Origin of the sequence: Coralliovum pocilloporae, from assembly GCF_030845175.1 — a bacterium.
Lineage (GTDB): Bacteria > Pseudomonadota > Alphaproteobacteria > Rhizobiales > Cohaesibacteraceae > Coralliovum > Coralliovum pocilloporae.
This window is the reverse complement of sequence record NZ_CP132542.1, coordinates 222,616-239,776: the sequence shown is the minus strand read 5'-3', so window position 1 is coordinate 239,776 and position 17,161 is coordinate 222,616. Positions and strand designations below refer to the sequence as shown.

Sequence of the window (17,161 nt, the reverse complement as noted above, 5' to 3'; positions counted from 1 at the left end):
AACTGCCTCCTTGACCCAAGTTCAGTTAATATCAGGATAGCCCAGCGCGTTTTGGTTTCCCATTCATAGATGATGATATTTTCGTCACGTCCGCTCATCTGTTTGTGAGCGAGATATGATCTGAAACGAATATTGAGCTTATGTCTGAATGGCTGGTTTGTTCCAGGGCATGTGCTGCAGCAGCTTCGCCATGCCGCAGAAACCGCTGATTCCTGCGAATGTCAGCCCGAGGCCAACAAGCAGGGGCAGGATAAGGAACCAGGGTGATAGCAGCGCGCCGAGGATTGTTCCCAAAGCGCCAACGCTACCTGCAATGATCTGGACCTGGCGCATGACGTCGATGGGTGCTGATACCGTTTTACGGATATCAAACCCGGCATCGGCCATGGCTGTGATTCCCCCATCAATGCAAAAAGCCGGTTTTTCCGTAATGCTGGACAGGATATGGGCATTCAGTGTGGTTCTGTTTCCGGATGAACACATGAACAACACCGTATCGTGGTCTGTTGCGGGCAATCCGCTGGTGCCGAGGCTGGAAAGCGGCAGATTGACCGACCCTTCCACATAGTGACGCCTGTATTCGTCAGGCTCCCGAATGTCGACAATCAGAGCATTGGCTCTGGCAAGGGGCAGGGCATCTTGTGGGGCAATCGTGCTCAGGCTCATGTGAACGCTCGTTGTCTGTTTGTGATTGACAAGCCGCCGGTGTACTCCTCCACTTATAAGGTGAATGCATCTCTGGCGCGCTTGTTTTAATTCATTAATTCGAATATATGAAAATTTATACAGAGAGCAAGACTTAATTGAGGACATGAGTTGATGTCAGACCATAATGCAGCAGATATTCAGGCATTCTTTGACGAAGCGACCAATACGGTCAGCTATCTGGTTTCTGACCCGGAGACCAAAGAGGCGGCAGTAATCGATCCGGTTATGGATTTCGATCACAGGTCCGGTGTTGCCTCTAATGCCTCTGCTGACCAGATCCTCGAAACGGCTCAGGAGAAGGGACTTTCCATCGTCTGGGCGCTGGAGACCCATGCGCATGCGGATCATTTGTCCGGGGCGCCCTATATCAAGGCAAAGACGGGAGCCCGTATCGGCATTGGTGAGCATATCAAGGCTGTCCAGAAGCTGTTCCGTCCTGTGTTCAATGACGAGACTATTAAGACGGACGGCAGTGACTTTGATGCCTTGTTTGCCGATGGTGAGGCTTTCTCTCTCGGTCATCTGACGGTCTCCGTTATCCATACGCCTGGCCACACTCCGGCTTGCATCTGCTACCGTATTGGCGATGCGATCTTTGTCGGGGATACGCTTTTCATGCCGGATTTCGGCACGGCCAGGGCAGATTTCCCCGGTGGAGATGCACGACAGCTTTATCAGTCGATCCAGAAGCTCTTGTCGTTGCCTGATGAGACCCGGCTTTTTATGTGCCACGATTACAAAGCTCCAGGACGTGATGTCTACGCCTGGGAAACCACAGTTGGCGCTGAAAAGTCCGGAAATGTCCACTTGCAGGGCGGGGTTGATGAAGACGCTTACGTGACCATGCGGGAAGAGCGCGACGCCACGCTGGCAACGCCGCTTCTCCTGTTGCCGAGCATTCAGGTCAATATCAGAGCAGGGCGTTTTCCTGAGGCAGAAGCCAATGGCGTCCACTATCTGAAGATACCGGTTACCCTGAGCTCGTGATCGTCATCCACAGGGGGAGACGGATTTCCGCGCTGTGATTTGCAGCATATTCCGCGTCTGCGTATGGTCCTCTGGTATGAACCCTGAATGTGGATCCCTATGGCCGTACATCTGATTAAGCTCTGCGTTGGCGTTGATACGCTGGATGATCTGAAAACCTGGATTGACTGGAAATTGACCCAGCTCCGTCAGGCCGGGGTGACGGCTGAGCAGTATCATACGACCCGGATGGTCCCCAAGCGCAAGGATGAGCTTGTTGAAGGCGGCTCGCTCTATTGGGTGATCAAAGGGCAGATTCAGGCGCGGCAACCCTTGCTAGATATTAGACCGTTCAAGGGAGAGGACGGGATCGGGCGTTGCCATCTGGTGCTTGAACCGACCCTGATTGAGACCGAATGGAGCCCCAGGCGCGCTTTTCAGGGCTGGCGTTATCTGAAGCCTGAAGACGCTCCGCGAGACAGGGCGCTCGGAGATGATGCAGACCTCCCGGCTGACCTGCGCCGCGAACTCGCGGATCTCGGCCTGCTATAAGCCGGGACGCTTTGGGCGTTCAGAGAACTGGAATGTTGTCGATCAGGCGGGTTTTCCCCATCCAGGCAGCCGCCAGAAGACGTCCTGGTTCTTCAGTCCGGTCCCTGATTTCTGCCAGTGTTTCCGCGTTGCGCAGTGCCACATAATCCACTTTGAAACCGACCTCAGTCAGGCGGGCAATGGCCTCATCGAGGGCTGTCTGGGTGTCCCGTCCGGCTTTGAGGGCTATAGCTGTTTCTCTGAGCGTAAGGATAAGGCGTGTGGCCTTCCGGCGCTCTTCGTCGCTCAGATAGGCGTTGCGTGAGGAGAGCGCCAGGCCATCCGGCTCGCGGACCGTTTCGCCGCCGATGATCTGCGTGGGCAGATTGAGATCGCGGGCCATCTGCCTGATGACCAGCAATTGCTGATAGTCCTTCTCCCCAAAAATAGCCATGTCTGGCGAGCAGGTCAGCAGGAGCTTGGCCACCACAATTGCAACGCCTGAGAAAAAATGCGGCCGATAGTCCGTCTCCAGCCCCAAAGCCGGGCCACCGACCGTCATGCTTGTTGCAAAGCCTTCCGGATACATTTCCCGGGCGTTGGGAATGAAAACCAGATCCACCCCATGCCGGGTCAGCTTCTGCACGTCGGTGTCTTCTGTTCGAGGGTAGGAATCAAAATCCTCATGGGGTGCAAACTGGGTCGGATTGACAAAGATGGTGGCCACGGATCTGTCCGTCTTGCCGTTCATCTGATCGACCAGCGAAAGATGCCCCGGATGGAGGGCTCCCATAGTCGGGATCATGCCGACGGTCTCGCCAGCCTGACGCCATAGAGCGACAGCCTTGCGCAAATCCTCAATTGTTCTGACGATGACCAGGTCCGCTTTCTTGACGTCACATGTCGAAGAGCGCTCTGTTGACCCCATGTCTTCAACTCCGAAATTTATGTGCGCCGCATATAACAGATCACTTCCGACAGGCCAAGCAGGAGATAAGATGGCTCATTCTATCTGACCCTGTTTGCTATTCAGGTCTTGCGGGATGTCTCCAGGCAACCCCAAATAGGAGGGCAAGGGGATTCGATTATGATCAAGAAGCCGTCCGTACCAAATAGGACATCAGAGAGCGGGGTCGCTCGGCAATCAACATCCGGCGAGATCGACGCGTTTCTGAGTAAGGCTGCAGGACTTCAGCCGGCATCGTCTGACGGGGCCGGGCGTCTTATCTTTGCACTGGATGCCACAATGAGCAGGCAACCCACCTGGGACAGCGCATGTGTCCTGCAGGCCGATATGTTTCGTGAAGCGCTTGGTATCGGTGGTCTCGCCGTTCAGCTTGTGTATTTTCGTGGAATGGGGGAATGCAGAGCCGGGAAGTGGGTCAGCGATGGTGACGCTCTGGCCAGTCTTATGAGTCGCATTGACTGCCGGGGCGGGCATACACAGATCCGCAAGGTTCTGGCTCATGCTCTGAAGGAGACCGGGCGTCAGCCGGTTCGCGCTCTTATCTATGTTGGCGACTGTATGGAAGAAGATGTGGATCTGCTCTGCGCGCGCGCCGGGGAGCTTGGTCTGAAAGGTGTGAAGGCCTTCATGTTCCAGGAGGGGTTTGAGCCGAGTGCGGAGCGGGCTTTTCGAGAGATTGCCCGGTTGACCAGTGGAGCCTATTGCCGGTTTGATGCAGGGGCTGCGGATCAGTTGCGCCGTCTGCTCAAGGCTGTTGCTGCTTATGCGGCCGGAGGGTTCAAGGCTCTTGAAGCAAAAGGCGGGTCTGAGCCGAGGCTTCTACTGGAACAGATGAAAGGGAACGGCCGTTGATTAAGATTCTGCTTGTTGTCGGTCTTGTTCTGATCGCCTTCGGTTTTGGTCTGAGCTGGTTTCTGAAATCCTCTCCGCAAACAATAGCAAAATCCATGAAGCGACTTGTTGGGGTGGGCGTGCTTGGTGTAGCGGGCTGGCTCACCCTGACAGGGCGTTGGATGATGGCCGCTCCACTTGCCATTTTCGCGCTTGGACTTTTAGGGCGCGGAGGGTTCTCCATCAATACGACACCCCGGTCCGGGCAGACATCAACCGTGCGGTCGGCCGCGCTTGAAATGGAGCTTGATCACGATAGCGGTGCAATTGAAGGCCGGGTTCTTGCCGGTCAATATGAAGGATCCCCGCTCAACACATTGTCGAGCGAGGATCTGAAAAGTCTTTGGGCTGAAATTTCCAGCGATCCGGAAAGCCGGGCTCTACTCGAAGCTTATCTGGACCGCCGGTCGTCCGGATGGCGAGAAGACTTCGAGGCCGACGCGGCAACGGGGCAGGGCGGCGCGACGCGCTCTGGCCCCATGACCAAGGAGGAGGCTTACCAGATCCTGGGGCTTTCTCCCGGCTCCGGCGAAGCGGAAATACGGGAGGCCCATCGTCGATTGATGAAACGGATGCATCCGGACCAGGGAGGCTCTACGTTTCTGGCCAGCAAGATCAACGAGGCCAAGGATATTCTGATCGGCAGTAAATTCTGACATATCCGGGCCTCCTTTCTACAGCTGGACGGCGAAGCAGGCGTGACGCTTTCTCTTCAGCGTCTTGCATGCTGCCCATGCCTGTTTCTTGCCGCGGAACCCTGCGAAGCGGGCGCGATAGAGCGTCTCGTCATTCTTGTCCACGGTTTCGGTGAAGGACTCTGCCTTGCGCAGGGCACCGCCGCCGACTTTCCGCGCCTTGCTCAGGAGCGAGAGCGCGCCTGCTTCTGTTGGCGCAGCACCGACCTGGATAACCCATCCAGCCCGCTGTGTTTCGACAGGGGCCTGCTTGACTGCAGCAGGTGCCGGTGTCGGAACAGCTTCAGCAGAAAGAAGCGGAGCCTTTGGTGTTGGGACTGCTGCGATTTTCACAGGCGGCGTTGCCAGAACCGGCTTGGTTTCCGGTGTGATGGCTGGCAGCTTCAGTGCAACAGCTTTTGGTGCGGATGCCTTGGACGCCAGTACAGTTTCAACAGACCGGCGTGCCGGGACTGGCGCTGTCTTGGGCAACGCGATGCGTGATGTTGCAGATGCGATCAGCAATGGCGATGTACGCTTGCCGCGAGAGGCCTTTGGCAGATTGGCAGCAATCAGCTTTGCCATGTGACGGTCACGGCTACGGCCGGTCTTGCCGCCCATGACAACGCCGACAATGTGCCGACCGTTGCGCTTGACGGATGTGACCAGATTGAAGCCGGACGCGCGGATATAACCGGTCTTGATGCCATCAACACCCTTCACACGACCCAGCAGACGATTGTGGTTGCGGTACCGGCGCTTGCCGTAGGTAAAGCTGCGGGTGGAGAAAAACTTGTAGTAGGTCGGGAACCGGTCCTGCAGGGAACGACCCAGTTTTGCCATATCGCGTGCTGTTGTGCGCTGCTTTGAATTGGGCAGGCCGGACGCATTTGCAAAAGTGGTGCGGGACATGCCCAGTGACCGTGCGGTCTGTGTCATCCGGCGTGCGAAGGCATGCTCGGAACCTGAGACGTTTTCGGCCACAACGACAGCGACATCGTTAGCTGATTTCGTAACCAGCGCACGGATGGCATCGCGGACACGGATGGTCTTTCCGCGGCGAAGGCCAAGTTTGGATGGCGGCTGTGAGGCTGCATGAGCCGACACCTTGAAGCGGGAGTTCAGTGAGAACCGTCCCTTCTCGATATCTTCAAACAGCACATAAAGCGTCATCATCTTGGTCAGCGAAGCCGGATAGCGCAACGCGTCCGCATTTCGACTGTGCAGAACCTTGCCGGTCTTGTGGTCGATGACGAAGCTGGCATATTTCGGATTGGCCGAAGCTTCTGTCTGGCTGGTGACAATGGCCGTTCCTGTAATGGAAAGGCTGGCACCGGCAATGCAGGCCGCTTTTAAGATGCGCCGCATCGCAACTTGAACTCTATAACGCAACACTACTAAAACCCCGTGTTCCCAATAAGCGACAAATGTCAGGCGAGAACCCCCAAAAAACTAAGATATGAGCAAAGGTATGGGACCGAGATGCTGACAGCAGAAAAGCCGACTGATCAGCGTGTCACAAACTTTACGCGATATCCTGATGATGCAGGATAAGGGTAGGGCAGTTACAAAACCGTAAAAATTCATCAACCATAATTTTTGTGCACTGCAAAAAATCTCCTTGACTTATTGTGCAGTGCATATATATTGAGTTTCAGAATTTAGATGCACAGTGAAACAGAGGGCACGGCAATGTTTCAGGGTTTTGATGAAATTCAGAAGATGAGCAAAGACAACGTAGACACAGCAGTCAAAAGCTTTGGCGTTGTTTCTCAGGGTTTTCAGGCCATCGCTGTTGAGATGACCGACTACTCCAAGAAGTCTTTCGAAGACGGCGTTGCCGTTGCTGAGAAGATGATGGCTGTCAAGAGCATCGACAAAGCTGTTGAAGTTCAGTCTGACTATGCCAAATCCGCTTATGAAGCTTTTGTCGGTCACGCCACCAAAGTTGGTGAGCTGTATGCTGATCTGGCTAAAGAAGCTTACAAGCCTGTAGAAGGCGTTCTTGCGAAGGCTGCGAAGTAATCCTCCTCCTCCCGACTTTGCAGACTGCAGAATGAGGCTCGGTTTTGACCGGGCCTCTTTCTTTTTGTGCGGGTATATAACACTGCGCTCAGATGGTGAGAATCGGGTGACGAGATGCCCCGATCCGGCTTCGGGATGCCTGTCCAGACAGGCCGGTTTGATCTGACTTTCTCACCTGAACCATATTCCTCGTCAGTTTCCCACGGAAAACTGCCACGCAGGTCAGATCCTCTCTCCCAATACATCGACATCCCCTTAAAATCAGGTCAGAATGATCTACATATGGCTATGGTCGCAGTTTGTATCTGTGGCGGTTGCCTGAGCGTTTCGGATATGCTGAACGCGGGCATGGACGAATACGGATGATCCGTTTGCGGTCCGGGAATTGCGAAACGGTCCTCTGGTTGGATTTGGAACATGAAAGACGACTTCTCTTTACGGATGATGGCTGGCCAGTCCGGGCGAGATGATGACGGCGGAACCGGTGTGGTTCTGAAAACCAGGCCGAAGACGAAGAAACCCAGTCTGTACCGGGTTCTGCTGCTGAACGACGATTACACGCCTATGGAGTTTGTCGTTCATGTTCTGGAGCGCTTCTTCAACAAACGGATGGAAGAAGCCACTGAAATTATGTTGCATGTGCACCATCATGGTGTCGGCGAATGCGGCGTTTTCACCTATGAAATCGCCGAAACCAAAGTGACGCAGGTAATGGATTTTGCGCGCAAGCATCAGCATCCGCTACAATGTGTCATGGAAAAGAAGTGAGGAACGCCTGTGCCATCCTTTTCCCAAAGCCTGGAACATGCTCTCCATCAAGCTCTGGCCTATGCCAATGAGCGTGATCAGGAATTTGCAACGCTTGAACATCTGTTGCTGGCCCTAATTGATGATCCTGATGCAGCGGCAGTGATGCGGGCGTGCAATGTGGATCTCGACGTCCTGAGAGGCAGCCTGGTCGAATATATCGATACCGAACTTGTCAATCTTGTGAGCGCCGAGACAGATGACACAAAGCCGACAGCTGGATTCCAGCGGGTTATCCAGCGGGCCGTGATCCATGTGCAGTCATCGGGTCGGGAAGAGGTGACTGGTGCGAATGTTCTGGTTGCCATCTTTGTCGAGCGGGAAAGCCATGCGGCCTATTTCCTGCAGGAGCAGGATATGACCCGCTATGATGCGGTGAATTATATCTCGCATGGCATTGCCAAGCGTGCGGGCCATTCGGAAGAGCGTCCTGTCAGCGGCGTTGATGACGATCTTGATGCTGACCTTGATGAAGAGAGCCCGGACAAGAAAGCCGATGCCCTTGAGGCCTATTGCGTCAATCTGAATGAGAAAGCCCGGATCGGGAAAATCGATCCGCTGATCGGGCGGGGTGAGGAAATCAACCGTACCATTCAGGTGCTTTGCCGCCGTCAGAAGAACAATCCGCTCTTTGTTGGTGATCCGGGCGTGGGCAAAACTGCGATTGCGGAAGGCCTGGCTCTCAGGATCATTAATAAGGATGTGCCCGAGGTTCTTCAGGCCTCGACGATTTTTGCGCTCGACATGGGCGCTCTTCTGGCTGGAACCCGATATCGGGGTGATTTCGAAGAACGTCTGAAGCAGGTGGTCAAGGAGATCGAGAATTATCCTGGTGCCATCATGTTCATTGATGAAATCCACACAGTCATCGGGGCAGGGGCCACATCGGGTGGGGCAATGGATGCGTCCAACCTGTTGAAGCCTGCTCTGGCTTCCGGGTCTATTCGCTGTGTCGGTTCCACGACCTATAAGGAATATCGGCAGTTCTTCGAGAAGGACCGCGCGCTGGTGCGCCGGTTCCAGAAGATTGATGTGAAAGAACCAACCCTGCCGGACGCAATTGCCATTCTCAAGGGGCTCAAGCCCTATTTCGAAGACTATCACAATGTCCGGTTCACCAATGATGCGATCAAATCGGCGGTGGAATTGTCTGCGCGCTATATCAATGACAGGAAACTGCCGGACAAGGCAATTGATGTGATCGATGAGACGGGCGCCTCGCAGATGCTGCTGCCGGAGAGCAAGCGCAAGAAGACCATTGGCGTCAAGGAAATCGAGACAACAATTGCCACCATGGCGCGGATTCCGCCAAAGAGTGTCTCAAAGGATGATGCGACAACGCTGAAGAATCTTGAGGAGAATCTCAAACGGGTTGTCTTCGGGCAGGACAAGGCGATTGAACAATTGGCCTCAGCCATCAAGCTGGCGAGGGCCGGTTTGCGGGAGCCTGAAAAACCAATCGGAAATTACCTGTTCTCAGGCCCGACGGGTGTCGGAAAGACCGAAGTCGCCAAGCAGCTTGCAGACCAGCTGGGTGTTGAACTTCTGCGGTTCGATATGTCTGAATATATGGAGCGGCATACGGTTTCCCGCCTGATTGGTGCTCCTCCGGGCTATGTGGGATTTGATCAGGGCGGGCTGCTGACCGACGGCGTTGACCAGAACCCGCATTGTGTTCTCCTGCTTGATGAAATTGAAAAGGCGCATCCGGATCTGTTCAATATTCTTCTGCAGGTAATGGATCACGGCAAGCTGACGGATCATAACGGCAAGCAGATTGATTTCCGTAATGTGGTTCTGATCATGACCACCAATGCCGGAGCTGCTGATCTGGCCAAACCGGTGATGGGTTTTGCCAAATCCAAGCGGGATGGTGATGATTCAGAGGCGATCAACAAGCTGTTCACGCCGGAATTCCGCAACAGGCTTGATGCGACGATTGCGTTCTCGAACCTGCCAAAGGATGTGGTGTTCCGTGTGGTCGAAAAGTTCGTGATGCAGCTTGAGGCGCAGCTGGCGGATCGTAACGTAACCTTCGACTTGACGCCGGAAGCAACAGAATGGCTGGCTGACAAGGGCTATGACGAGCAGATGGGCGCGCGTCCTCTGGGACGGGTCATCCAGGAGTATATCAAGAAGCCTCTGGCCGAAGATATTCTGTTCGGTACCCTGCAGAAGGGCGGATCGGTCAAGGTATATGTGACGGTGGGCGATGATGGACAGTCCATTCTCGGACTTGAAGCCATAGAAGATCGGCCGGTGCGTAAACCCGCCAAGCCGCGAAAGAAAGCCAAATCGACGTCAACAACGGCTCGCAGCACCAGGAGGAAGCCGAAGGGGCGGGGTGGCGGCTCTGCCGGTTCCGTTCCCAAGGTACCTTTGCCTCAGGACTGATCTCGAACACTGACCTGAGGTGAACATAGATGACGGGGCAGGCGGGCGATGCGGATGAGCCGGTGACAGGCAGTCGCTGGTTTCTGCTCGGCCTGTCCAACATCATTTCCGTTCCGGCCATCATTCTGATCACCGCTTTTGCCGGATTTGCCTCGCTGGCCCGTGAAAGCGGCTTTTCTCTGGAGCAGGCTCTGGTGATGACAGCAACGGTCTGGGCCCTTCCGGCTCAGGTCGTGCTCGTGGGTTCCATGGCGGCTGATGCATCCCTCTGGGCCACAGCCTTTGCCGTGACACTCAGCTCTGTCCGGCTTTTGCCGATGATTGTGTCCCTTCTGCCGCTTGTCCGGACCGATACGACCCCGCGCTGGCAGCTCTTCTTGTTGTCCCACTTCATTGCGATAACAGCCTGGGTTTTCGCGATGGCGCGCGCGCCTGAGGTGCCCAGACAGGGACGGCTGCCCTTTCTGATGGGGTTTGGTTGTGCGATCATGAGCGGGTCGATGCTCTGTATTGTACTGTCCTATCTGCTGCTGGAGCGTTTGCCACCCGTTGTTTCTGCAGCTCTGTTCTTCCTGACGCCGGTCTATTTCCTGACCTCACTCACGGCTGCAGCTAAGGCATTTGCGGATAAGCTGGCTCTTGCCTTTGGATTGGTGCTGGGGCCGGTATTTTTCCTTTGGATTCCAGGACTTGATCTCTTGTGGACCGGGCTCGTGGGCGGCACGGCAGCCTATCTGATCGGTCGATTCCGGAGGGCATCGCCGTGACACCCTTCGACCAGCCTTATCTGTATATTCTCGTTGCAGGAGCTCTGGTGAGCGATGTCTGGCGCTGGCTTGGCGTCATCGTTGCCGGACGGGTGCGGGAGGACAGTGAAATCCTTGAATGGGTCAGAGCTGTTGCTGGCGCTTTGATTGCCGGGGTGATTGCCCGGCTTATCCTGTTTCCGAACGGAGCTTTGGCAGAGACCGAGATGTGGCTGCGTATCCTTGCTGTTGGTGTTGGATTCGCGGGCTTTCTCTTGATCCGACGCAGTGTTCTTGCGGGCGTGATCCTGGCAGAAACGGTTCTGCTGATCGGGATCGGTCTTTGACCTTCCATCTGCTTAATGGGACTTCAACCTTATGAGGATAGGTTGGAGTGAAACCTCACAAATGGGGTGTGTTTGGTAGATAGTAGGCGCTGCTCATGACTGAAAATCGATTTATGGCTGCCACCATTTTGAGCCTTCTTGCAATCGATATTGTCTGGATTGCAATGACGGACTTTACATTTGATATCCGCAGCGCGATGCCATTGACTGGTATTCTGATGCTTTTGGGCGCTGTCGCTTGGGTTTACTCAACTATCCGCCGAATTCCCGTCTATGCGGTGATGATCATCAATACAGGGTTTTTGCTGGCCTTTACCGGGGTCGCAGCCATCCTGAGTTATCTGGTAACAAGCCTGAATTTGCCACTGATCGATCATCATCTTGTTGCTGTAGACCAAACGCTTGGCTTTGACTGGACGTCCTATATTGCTTTTGTGAACAGTCATCCCTGGCTTGGCTTCGCGTCAACAGCGGTCTATGTTACCACACTGCCGCAAGTTGCGTTGGCCGCCATTCTTCTGCCACTTCTCGGGCAGGTGGATCGCACCCGAGAAATGGTCATGATGGTCATTCTTTCCGCGTTGATTGCGATATTTATTTCTGGGATTCTGCCTGCTGCAGGTGCTCTGGCAACTTTTAAGCCGGATGGTTCATTCTACCTTCAAAATCAACCACTTGTCGACCTGGCTTACAAGCAGGCTTTCTTTGATCTCAGGAGTGGCGTAACTACTGCTCTATCTCTGGAGAATGGCAAAGGACTGATCGCTTTCCCATCCTACCATGTGGCGTTGGCATTTGTGACGACTATTGCATTCCGGGGGTTTTGGTGGGTTTTCTGGCCAATTCTGACTGTCAATCTCTGTGTTGTCCTTTCAACGCCGATCGACGGTGGTCATCATCTGGTAGATGGCCTCGCTGGTGGACTTGTTGCTGTGCTCAGCTTCTATCTTGTCACCAACCTGCGTCGGTATTTCGGGTTTTCAGAAAGTAGCCCAGCACGCAAGAGTGGCTGGCTGGAGCCGAAGCCCTCAGAGCCACTCGATGCTCTTTAAAAAGGAAACAATCGGAAACTGGTTGGCTCCTACTACGGAGAGTTTCCGAATATATAATGCTCTATAAAGCAGACCGAAGCTTCTCGGCATTGGCGGCAAGAATATCCTGATCTTCCATCTGACCTGTATGCGGTTTGAGTGCAATGCCGTCAAAGCGCGGGATGACATGTACATGCAGATGGAAAACGACCTGACCGCCAGCACTTTCGTTGAACTGATTGATGGTGATGCCATCCGCGCCAAAGGCCTTGATCTGCGCCTGGGCAATCTTGCGGGCTGTTGCCATCACATGAACTAGGTCCTGATCATCCACATCCAGAATGTTGCGGGCCGGATTTTTCGGGATGACAAGAGCATGACCATCGCCTCGCGGCATGATGTCCATAAAAACAAAAGTGTGCTCGTCCTCATAGACCTTGTGGCAGGGCATCTCGCCGCGAAGGATCTTGGCGAAGATATTGTCAGTGTCATAAGCGGTCATTGCTGTTTCCTGCAGTGGTGTGATCGTCAGATTGTATCTTTTCTGAAAGGGGTGTGGCGCGCCAGAATTTTTTGTTCCTGCTCCACATGGAAGCGTTCTCTGTCGAGATAGTCGTCCACAGCCCGTCTAAGGCTCGGATTGGCGATCCAGTGGGCCGATCGGGTCTGGACAGGCTGGTAGCCCCGAGCCAGCTTGTGCGCACCTTGCGCGCCAGCCTCTACAAAGGTGCGTCTGTTGGCGATGGCCCATTCGATGGCCTGATAGTAGCAGAGTTCGAAATGCAGGCAGGGATGATCTTCAATGCATCCCCAGTTGCGGCCAAACAGGGTTTCTGATCCGATGAAATTCAGAGCGCCTGCGATGTATCGCCCGTCGCGTTTTGCCATGATGAGAAGAATGTCGTCAGCCATTCGTTCTCCGATGAGGGAGAAGAATGTACGGGTCAGATAGGGGCTGCCCCATTTTCGGCTTCCCGTGTCGATGTAGAAACCGAAAAAGGCATCCCAATGCTCTTCTTTCAGTTCGGTTCCGGTCAGGAGTTCAACACTTATACCGTTTTCCAGAGCCGTACGCCGCTCCTTGCGGATAGCCTTGCGTTTTCGGGAGGAGAGAGCGGAAAGGAAATCATCAAATGTGTGATAGCTGTCATTCTGCCAGTGAAACTGCTGGTCAATCCGCTTGAGGTAGCCAGTTTCGCCAGTGGTCAGCCATTCATCATCTGCAAGAAAGGTGATGTGAACGGATGATGCACGCGTCTGACTGCACAATTCGCCCAGGGTCGCGCTCATCAGCGGCAGGAGTTTTGCGCGGTCAGCAGTTTTTGAGGTGAGCAATCGCCTGCCGGTAGCCGGAGTGAAGGGAACCGAGACCTGGAGCTTTGGATAATAATCCCCGCCAGCCCGCTCAAGAGCGTCGGCCCAGCCATGATCAAAGACATACTCGCCATAGGAATGATTCTTCAGATAACAGGGAATAGCACCAACCAGTGTGCCATCCTGTTCGAACAGCATATGCTGGCCAAGCCAGCCGGTATCAAGGGTAGCTGATCCGGAATCTTCCAGAGATGACAGGAAGTTATAGGTGATGAACGGATTATAGCCATCCGCACATGCGCAGGCATCCCAGGCTTGCTGATCAATATCCCCGAAACTGCTGCAGGCGCGTGCGATCAGTTGGCTGTCCTGATTCATTGTCACCCTTTCCACTGTGCCCCTTCAAGGTAGGCTGAATTTGGGTGTGTACAAGGCTTCTACAGACTTAATCGCGGTCCGGATGAAAGCCTTCAAACGTGATCTGATCACATTCAATGGCGGCTTTTCTGCGTTGCTCAGCTGTTCGCACGGTCCAGCAAATCAGAGGTATCCTCGTCCAGCGGCGAATGGCAGAAGGAACCGGAGCGGGCAGGTCGTTGATCGCGTAGCTGATGAAGTCGGGCCTGGTCTGCAGCCAGTGGCAGAGATTGCCCAGGTAAAACGCCTGAAACGGGGTAACAGTCTGACCCTGCTCGGTAAAACGGCGTTCTGCAACAATTCCACGGGGAATGTTGGGAGCCAGGGTCCGTAAGCCGGCAACCATGAACGGATCGAATGACATGATGGCAATCGGACCCTTGTAGGCCCGGGCAATCTCGATGGTGCGCCGGACGAGAAAGTCTGACTTGTCCCAATGGCTCTTGAGTTCAACAATAACAGGCACCCGCCCGTTCACCAGATCAAGGATCTCGCCAAGCGTTGCGATCCGGTCATCGGTCTCGCAGAAGGGGAGTGTCTTGATATCAGCCGATGATCGCGCCAGCACCGGGCCTGTCTCATGGGTCAGGCGGTCAAGTGTTTCATCATGAAAGACGAGCGCTTCCCGATCGCTGGTCAGTTGTACGTCAAGTTCGATTGAGAAATTATTCTCAACGGCAGCCGCAATGGCTTTGACGCCATTCTCCATCCGCCCTTCAGACGGATTGTGATAGCCACGATGGGCGATGGGCCGACTGGTTAGCCAGTCGAGCCCCTGATGTGTATCGGAACTGCGCATGGGCAACGCCTCCGATCCGCTTATCCGGCGATTTCGATGATTGCCTCGATTTCGGTCGCGACGCCGAAGGGCAGGTTGGAAACACCAACTGCAGAGCGGGTGTGGCGGCCGCGCTCGCCCAAAGCAGCAACCATGAAATCAGATGCGCCGTTGATCACTGCGGGCTGATCGCCGAAATCCGGTGTGGAATTGACGAATCCTGTGATCTTAACCAGACGCCCGATCTTCTCCAGATCGCCCAGGGCTGCCTTTGCCTGGGCCAGGATGTTGATGGCGCAAAGTTTTGCAGCGGCCTGGCCCTGCTCGACGGAATAATTTTCACCCAGGCGGGCCTGGTGTTCGATGCCGTCGGGGCCCATGGTGATCTGGCCGGAAATATAGAGCATATTGCCGCTGATCAGATAGGGAATGTAGTTGGCTGCCGGTGCTGCGGCTGCCGGAAGTTCGACGCCGAGAGATTTCAGGTTCTGTTCGATTTCACCCATCTGCTGATCCTCCGGAAATAGGCTGTATACTCTTTGCAGATCAGGACCCTAGGTGGATTGGTCAGTCTTGTCCATGCTGGAATCGTCATCATCTGGCTCGCTGCCCTGTTCACTATCCGCCTTTGCTGGATTGAACAGGAGACCGAGCTTGACCTGGTCGTTGCCGAAGCGGGTTTTGAGGCTGTCCATGGCCAGTTCGGCTGCAGCCCGTTTCCCTGCTTTGACATCGACCAGATCATCCGGATCAGCATTTTCCGGCGTGCCGAGATCGCTGACACCAATGCCAAGAAGTCGATATTCTGTGCCGTCACACTCCCGTTGCAGCAAGTCCCGGCCTGTCCGGAATATCCTGTCGGCAAGCTGCGTCGGATCATGAAGTTTCCTGTTGCGTGTTCTGATGCGGAAGTCCTTTGATTTCAGCTTGAGAACAACCGTGTGCCCGGCAATATCGGACCGTTTCAGCCGTGCTGACACCTTCTCGGACAGGCGGCGCAGGACGGGCTCAAGCTCGGAAAATCGTGCAATGTCTGTGTTGAAGGTGGTTTCGGCCGAGACGCTTTTGGCATCGCTCTCCGGATTCACATTGCGTTTGTCTATCCCGCGCGACAAATAGTAGAGCCGCTCGCCCATGGAGCCATAGGCTTTCATCAGATCGGAGAGTTCCATGGCCTGGATTTGCGACAGCATGGTAATACCATCCTGGGCCAGCTTCTTCTGCATGGCCTTGCCCACCCCCCAGACGATGGAAACGGGATGTCTGGCGAGGAAGTCCATGGTTTCTGCCTGACCGATGATTGAGAAACCCTTTGGTTTTTCGAGATCAGAGGCGACCTTGGCGAGAAATTTGTTGTGGCTCAGCCCGACTGAGACGGTCAGCGCCAATTCACTGTCGATGCGTCTGACCAGCCCGAGCAGGGCCTTGGCCGGGTAGGCTCTGTGAAGCCGTTCGGTGCCTGTGAGATCAAGAAAAGCCTCGTCAATTGACAAAGGCTGGACCAGAGGTGTGAGCTCTTTCATCATCTGCCGGATTTCCCGGCCGACGCGGGAATATTTCTCCATGTCGGGAGGCAGTACAACTGCTTCCGGGCAAAGGCGCTTTGCCTTGAACATGGGCATGGCTGAATGGACGCCGGAAATACGGGCCAGATAGCAGGCGGTTGAGACGACCCCGCGATGTCCACCGCCGATAATCAGCGGTTTGTCACGGAGTTCCGGGTGGTCCCGCTTTTCGATGGATGCATAGAAGGCATCGCAATCGATGTGTGCGATGGCCAGCTTTGTAAGCTCGGGATGGGACAAGACACGCGGGCTGCCGCAGCCCGGACAACGGGCCACAACACGATCATGATCTGTCAGGCAGTCCCGACAGAGGGAAAGGGTGTCTGTGTCTGTCATGGTCCCTTGAGGGGGTCATTCACATGTCTCAAGCCAAGTCTGGAGATGGTCCCCCAATATCTGCCATCTGCTGGTTTTGATCATAACGTCTGGAACATCCGGCACCAAGTCAAACAATCGCGGATGCGCGATGAAATGGGCGAGGGCCGTATCCGTACCGGATTGTCCGACCGAGATGAGATTGGTCGGGCTGTCATCAATGAAGGCTATGGGCCTGTTGGTGCGAGCCCTGAATGCGCTGACGGCAGGCCCCTTGGAGCCGTTATTGGTGACAACGGGGTAGGGCATGCCCTGGCTTGTAAGGCAATTGATCCGCTGGTCACGGAAGACACCAGGCATATTGGTCAGCATGATGATATCCACATGCTCTGACAGAGCCTCCAATTGGTCTGCAGCGTCAATGACGGCTGGCTGACTGGCACCGTCTTCGGCAAAGAAGCTGTGAATAAGAGACCTTACCTGATCAGATGGCGGTACTGCGCCTGTGTGCTGATGGCGGATGTTGCCGTTGAGAGCATAGCTGTCATACCGGAACTCGTAGCCCTTCCGGTTCATATGCCGCTCAAGAGGTGCCATGAATTCCAGCACGACCTCATCCACATCACAGAGCAGAAGAGGGCGGTTGGTCAGCTTTGTTTCGGCGATTTGTTCGAACGTGTCCATG

General features: G+C 54.7%; 19 protein-coding genes. 10 read left to right on the top strand and 9 right to left on the bottom strand.

Going from position 1 to position 17,161, the window contains the following annotated elements; genetic code table 11:
* Positions 1–138 precede the first annotated feature (138 nt).
* Positions 139–666, bottom strand: coding sequence for a rhodanese family protein (locus RA157_RS01115; RefSeq protein WP_350334647.1), 528 nt, complete (start codon positions 664–666; stop codon positions 139–141).
* 153 nt (positions 667–819) lie between these two features.
* On the opposite strand from RA157_RS01115, the gene RA157_RS01110 reads away from it, so the two are divergent.
* Together RA157_RS01110 and RA157_RS01105 are read left to right on the top strand one after the other, a co-directional pair.
* On the top strand, positions 820–1,695 hold the full coding sequence (locus RA157_RS01110; RefSeq protein ID WP_350334646.1) for an MBL fold metallo-hydrolase: 876 nt from the start codon (positions 820–822) through the stop codon (positions 1,693–1,695).
* Positions 1,696–1,794: 99 nt separating this feature from the next.
* Positions 1,795–2,226 (top strand): DUF1489 family protein, encoded by a 432-nt coding sequence (locus RA157_RS01105; protein WP_350334645.1) that lies wholly within the window; start codon positions 1,795–1,797, stop codon positions 2,224–2,226.
* Positions 2,227–2,245: 19 nt separating this feature from the next.
* On the opposite strand, the gene panC is transcribed toward RA157_RS01105, so the two are convergent.
* Positions 2,246–3,133, bottom strand: coding sequence for a pantoate--beta-alanine ligase (gene panC / locus RA157_RS01100; RefSeq protein WP_350334644.1), 888 nt, complete (start codon positions 3,131–3,133; stop codon positions 2,246–2,248).
* A 159-nt stretch (positions 3,134–3,292) separates the two neighbouring features.
* Between panC and RA157_RS01095 the strand changes: the two genes are divergently transcribed.
* The gene (locus RA157_RS01095) at positions 3,293–4,024 is read left to right on the top strand and encodes a vWA domain-containing protein (RefSeq protein WP_350334643.1); all 732 of its coding nucleotides are present in this window, start codon (positions 3,293–3,295) and stop codon (positions 4,022–4,024) included.
* Positions 4,021–4,719 carry a DnaJ domain-containing protein gene (locus RA157_RS01090; protein WP_350334642.1) on the top strand — a complete coding sequence of 233 codons (699 nt, stop codon included), beginning with the start codon at positions 4,021–4,023 and terminating at the stop codon, positions 4,717–4,719. Before RA157_RS01095 ends, RA157_RS01090 begins: the two co-directional genes overlap by 4 nt.
* Before the next feature lie 18 nt (positions 4,720–4,737).
* Here RA157_RS01090 and RA157_RS01085 read toward each other — a convergent pair whose 3' ends face one another.
* Positions 4,738–6,105: a serine hydrolase gene (locus tag RA157_RS01085; protein ID WP_350334641.1), complete on the bottom strand. Its 1,368-nt coding sequence runs from the start codon at positions 6,103–6,105 to the stop codon at positions 4,738–4,740.
* Positions 6,106–6,429: 324 nt separating this feature from the next.
* Between RA157_RS01085 and RA157_RS01080 the strand changes: the two genes are divergently transcribed.
* The 6 genes from RA157_RS01080 (at position 6,430) to RA157_RS01055 (ending at position 12,108) form a co-directional block, all read left to right on the top strand.
* On the top strand, positions 6,430–6,762 hold the full coding sequence (locus RA157_RS01080; RefSeq protein WP_350334640.1) for a phasin family protein: 333 nt from the start codon (positions 6,430–6,432) through the stop codon (positions 6,760–6,762).
* A gap of 417 nt (positions 6,763–7,179) precedes the next feature.
* Entirely contained in the window at positions 7,180–7,530 is a 351-nt protein-coding gene (clpS, locus tag RA157_RS01075) for an ATP-dependent Clp protease adapter ClpS (protein ID WP_350334639.1), read from the top strand.
* Between the two features lie 9 nt (positions 7,531–7,539).
* Positions 7,540–9,963 carry an ATP-dependent Clp protease ATP-binding subunit ClpA gene (clpA, locus tag RA157_RS01070; RefSeq protein ID WP_350334638.1) on the top strand — a complete coding sequence of 808 codons (2,424 nt, stop codon included), beginning with the start codon at positions 7,540–7,542 and terminating at the stop codon, positions 9,961–9,963.
* 29 nt (positions 9,964–9,992) lie between these two features.
* Positions 9,993–10,730 carry an AzlC family ABC transporter permease gene (locus RA157_RS01065; protein WP_350334637.1) on the top strand — a complete coding sequence of 246 codons (738 nt, stop codon included), beginning with the start codon at positions 9,993–9,995 and terminating at the stop codon, positions 10,728–10,730.
* Positions 10,721–11,056, top strand: coding sequence for an AzlD domain-containing protein (locus tag RA157_RS01060; protein WP_434058514.1), 336 nt, complete (start codon positions 10,721–10,723; stop codon positions 11,054–11,056). The genes RA157_RS01065 and RA157_RS01060 overlap by 10 nt, the downstream gene beginning before the upstream one ends.
* 95 nt (positions 11,057–11,151) lie before the next feature.
* Positions 11,152–12,108 carry a phosphatase PAP2 family protein gene (locus RA157_RS01055; protein WP_350334635.1) on the top strand — a complete coding sequence of 319 codons (957 nt, stop codon included), beginning with the start codon at positions 11,152–11,154 and terminating at the stop codon, positions 12,106–12,108.
* Between the two features lie 61 nt (positions 12,109–12,169).
* Here the strand turns inward: RA157_RS01055 and RA157_RS01050 are convergent, their stop codons facing one another.
* The 6 genes from RA157_RS01050 to RA157_RS01025 all read right to left on the bottom strand — a co-directional run bounded on the left by RA157_RS01050 (position 12,170) and on the right by RA157_RS01025 (position 17,160).
* Positions 12,170–12,589 (bottom strand): HIT family protein, encoded by a 420-nt coding sequence (locus tag RA157_RS01050; RefSeq protein ID WP_350334634.1) that lies wholly within the window; start codon positions 12,587–12,589, stop codon positions 12,170–12,172.
* A 26-nt stretch (positions 12,590–12,615) separates the two neighbouring features.
* The gene (locus tag RA157_RS01045; RefSeq protein ID WP_350334633.1) at positions 12,616–13,779 is read right to left on the bottom strand and encodes a GNAT family N-acetyltransferase; all 1,164 of its coding nucleotides are present in this window, start codon (positions 13,777–13,779) and stop codon (positions 12,616–12,618) included.
* 67 nt (positions 13,780–13,846) lie between these two features.
* Entirely contained in the window at positions 13,847–14,617 is a 771-nt protein-coding gene (locus RA157_RS01040; protein WP_350334632.1) for a glycerophosphodiester phosphodiesterase family protein, read from the bottom strand.
* 20 nt (positions 14,618–14,637) lie between these two features.
* Positions 14,638–15,102 carry a RidA family protein gene (locus RA157_RS01035; RefSeq protein WP_350334631.1) on the bottom strand — a complete coding sequence of 155 codons (465 nt, stop codon included), beginning with the start codon at positions 15,100–15,102 and terminating at the stop codon, positions 14,638–14,640.
* A gap of 48 nt (positions 15,103–15,150) precedes the next feature.
* On the bottom strand, positions 15,151–16,497 hold the full coding sequence (locus RA157_RS01030; RefSeq protein WP_350334630.1) for a DNA polymerase IV: 1,347 nt from the start codon (positions 16,495–16,497) through the stop codon (positions 15,151–15,153).
* 15 nt (positions 16,498–16,512) lie between these two features.
* On the bottom strand, positions 16,513–17,160 hold the full coding sequence (locus tag RA157_RS01025) for a hypothetical protein (RefSeq protein WP_350334629.1): 648 nt from the start codon (positions 17,158–17,160) through the stop codon (positions 16,513–16,515).
* Position 17,161 lies beyond the last annotated feature (1 nt).

Excerpts from the sequence above, each read along its gene's own strand:
- RA157_RS01085 (WP_350334641.1), bottom strand. The coding sequence starts at position 6,105 with ATGCGGCGCATCTTAAAAGCGGCCTGCATTGCCGGTGCCAGCCTTTCC.
- RA157_RS01105 (WP_350334645.1), top strand. The coding sequence starts at position 1,795 with ATGGCCGTACATCTGATTAAGCTCTGCGTTGGCGTTGATACGCTGGAT.
- panC (WP_350334644.1), bottom strand. The coding sequence starts at position 3,133 with ATGGGGTCAACAGAGCGCTCTTCGACATGTGACGTCAAGAAAGCGGAC.
- RA157_RS01030 (WP_350334630.1), bottom strand. The coding sequence starts at position 16,497 with ATGACAGACACAGACACCCTTTCCCTCTGTCGGGACTGCCTGACAGAT.
- RA157_RS01050 (WP_350334634.1), bottom strand. The coding sequence starts at position 12,589 with ATGACCGCTTATGACACTGACAATATCTTCGCCAAGATCCTTCGCGGC.
- RA157_RS01095 (WP_350334643.1), top strand. The coding sequence starts at position 3,293 with ATGATCAAGAAGCCGTCCGTACCAAATAGGACATCAGAGAGCGGGGTC.
- clpS (WP_350334639.1), top strand. The coding sequence starts at position 7,180 with ATGAAAGACGACTTCTCTTTACGGATGATGGCTGGCCAGTCCGGGCGA.
- RA157_RS01110 (WP_350334646.1), top strand. The coding sequence starts at position 820 with ATGTCAGACCATAATGCAGCAGATATTCAGGCATTCTTTGACGAAGCG.
- RA157_RS01035 (WP_350334631.1), bottom strand. The coding sequence starts at position 15,102 with ATGGGTGAAATCGAACAGAACCTGAAATCTCTCGGCGTCGAACTTCCG.
- RA157_RS01040 (WP_350334632.1), bottom strand. The coding sequence starts at position 14,617 with ATGCGCAGTTCCGATACACATCAGGGGCTCGACTGGCTAACCAGTCGG.
- RA157_RS01080 (WP_350334640.1), top strand. The coding sequence starts at position 6,430 with ATGTTTCAGGGTTTTGATGAAATTCAGAAGATGAGCAAAGACAACGTA.
- RA157_RS01025 (WP_350334629.1), bottom strand. The coding sequence starts at position 17,160 with ATGGACACGTTCGAACAAATCGCCGAAACAAAGCTGACCAACCGCCCT.
- RA157_RS01065 (WP_350334637.1), top strand. The coding sequence starts at position 9,993 with ATGACGGGGCAGGCGGGCGATGCGGATGAGCCGGTGACAGGCAGTCGC.
- RA157_RS01115 (WP_350334647.1), bottom strand. The coding sequence starts at position 666 with ATGAGCCTGAGCACGATTGCCCCACAAGATGCCCTGCCCCTTGCCAGA.
- RA157_RS01045 (WP_350334633.1), bottom strand. The coding sequence starts at position 13,779 with ATGAATCAGGACAGCCAACTGATCGCACGCGCCTGCAGCAGTTTCGGG.
- RA157_RS01055 (WP_350334635.1), top strand. The coding sequence starts at position 11,152 with ATGACTGAAAATCGATTTATGGCTGCCACCATTTTGAGCCTTCTTGCA.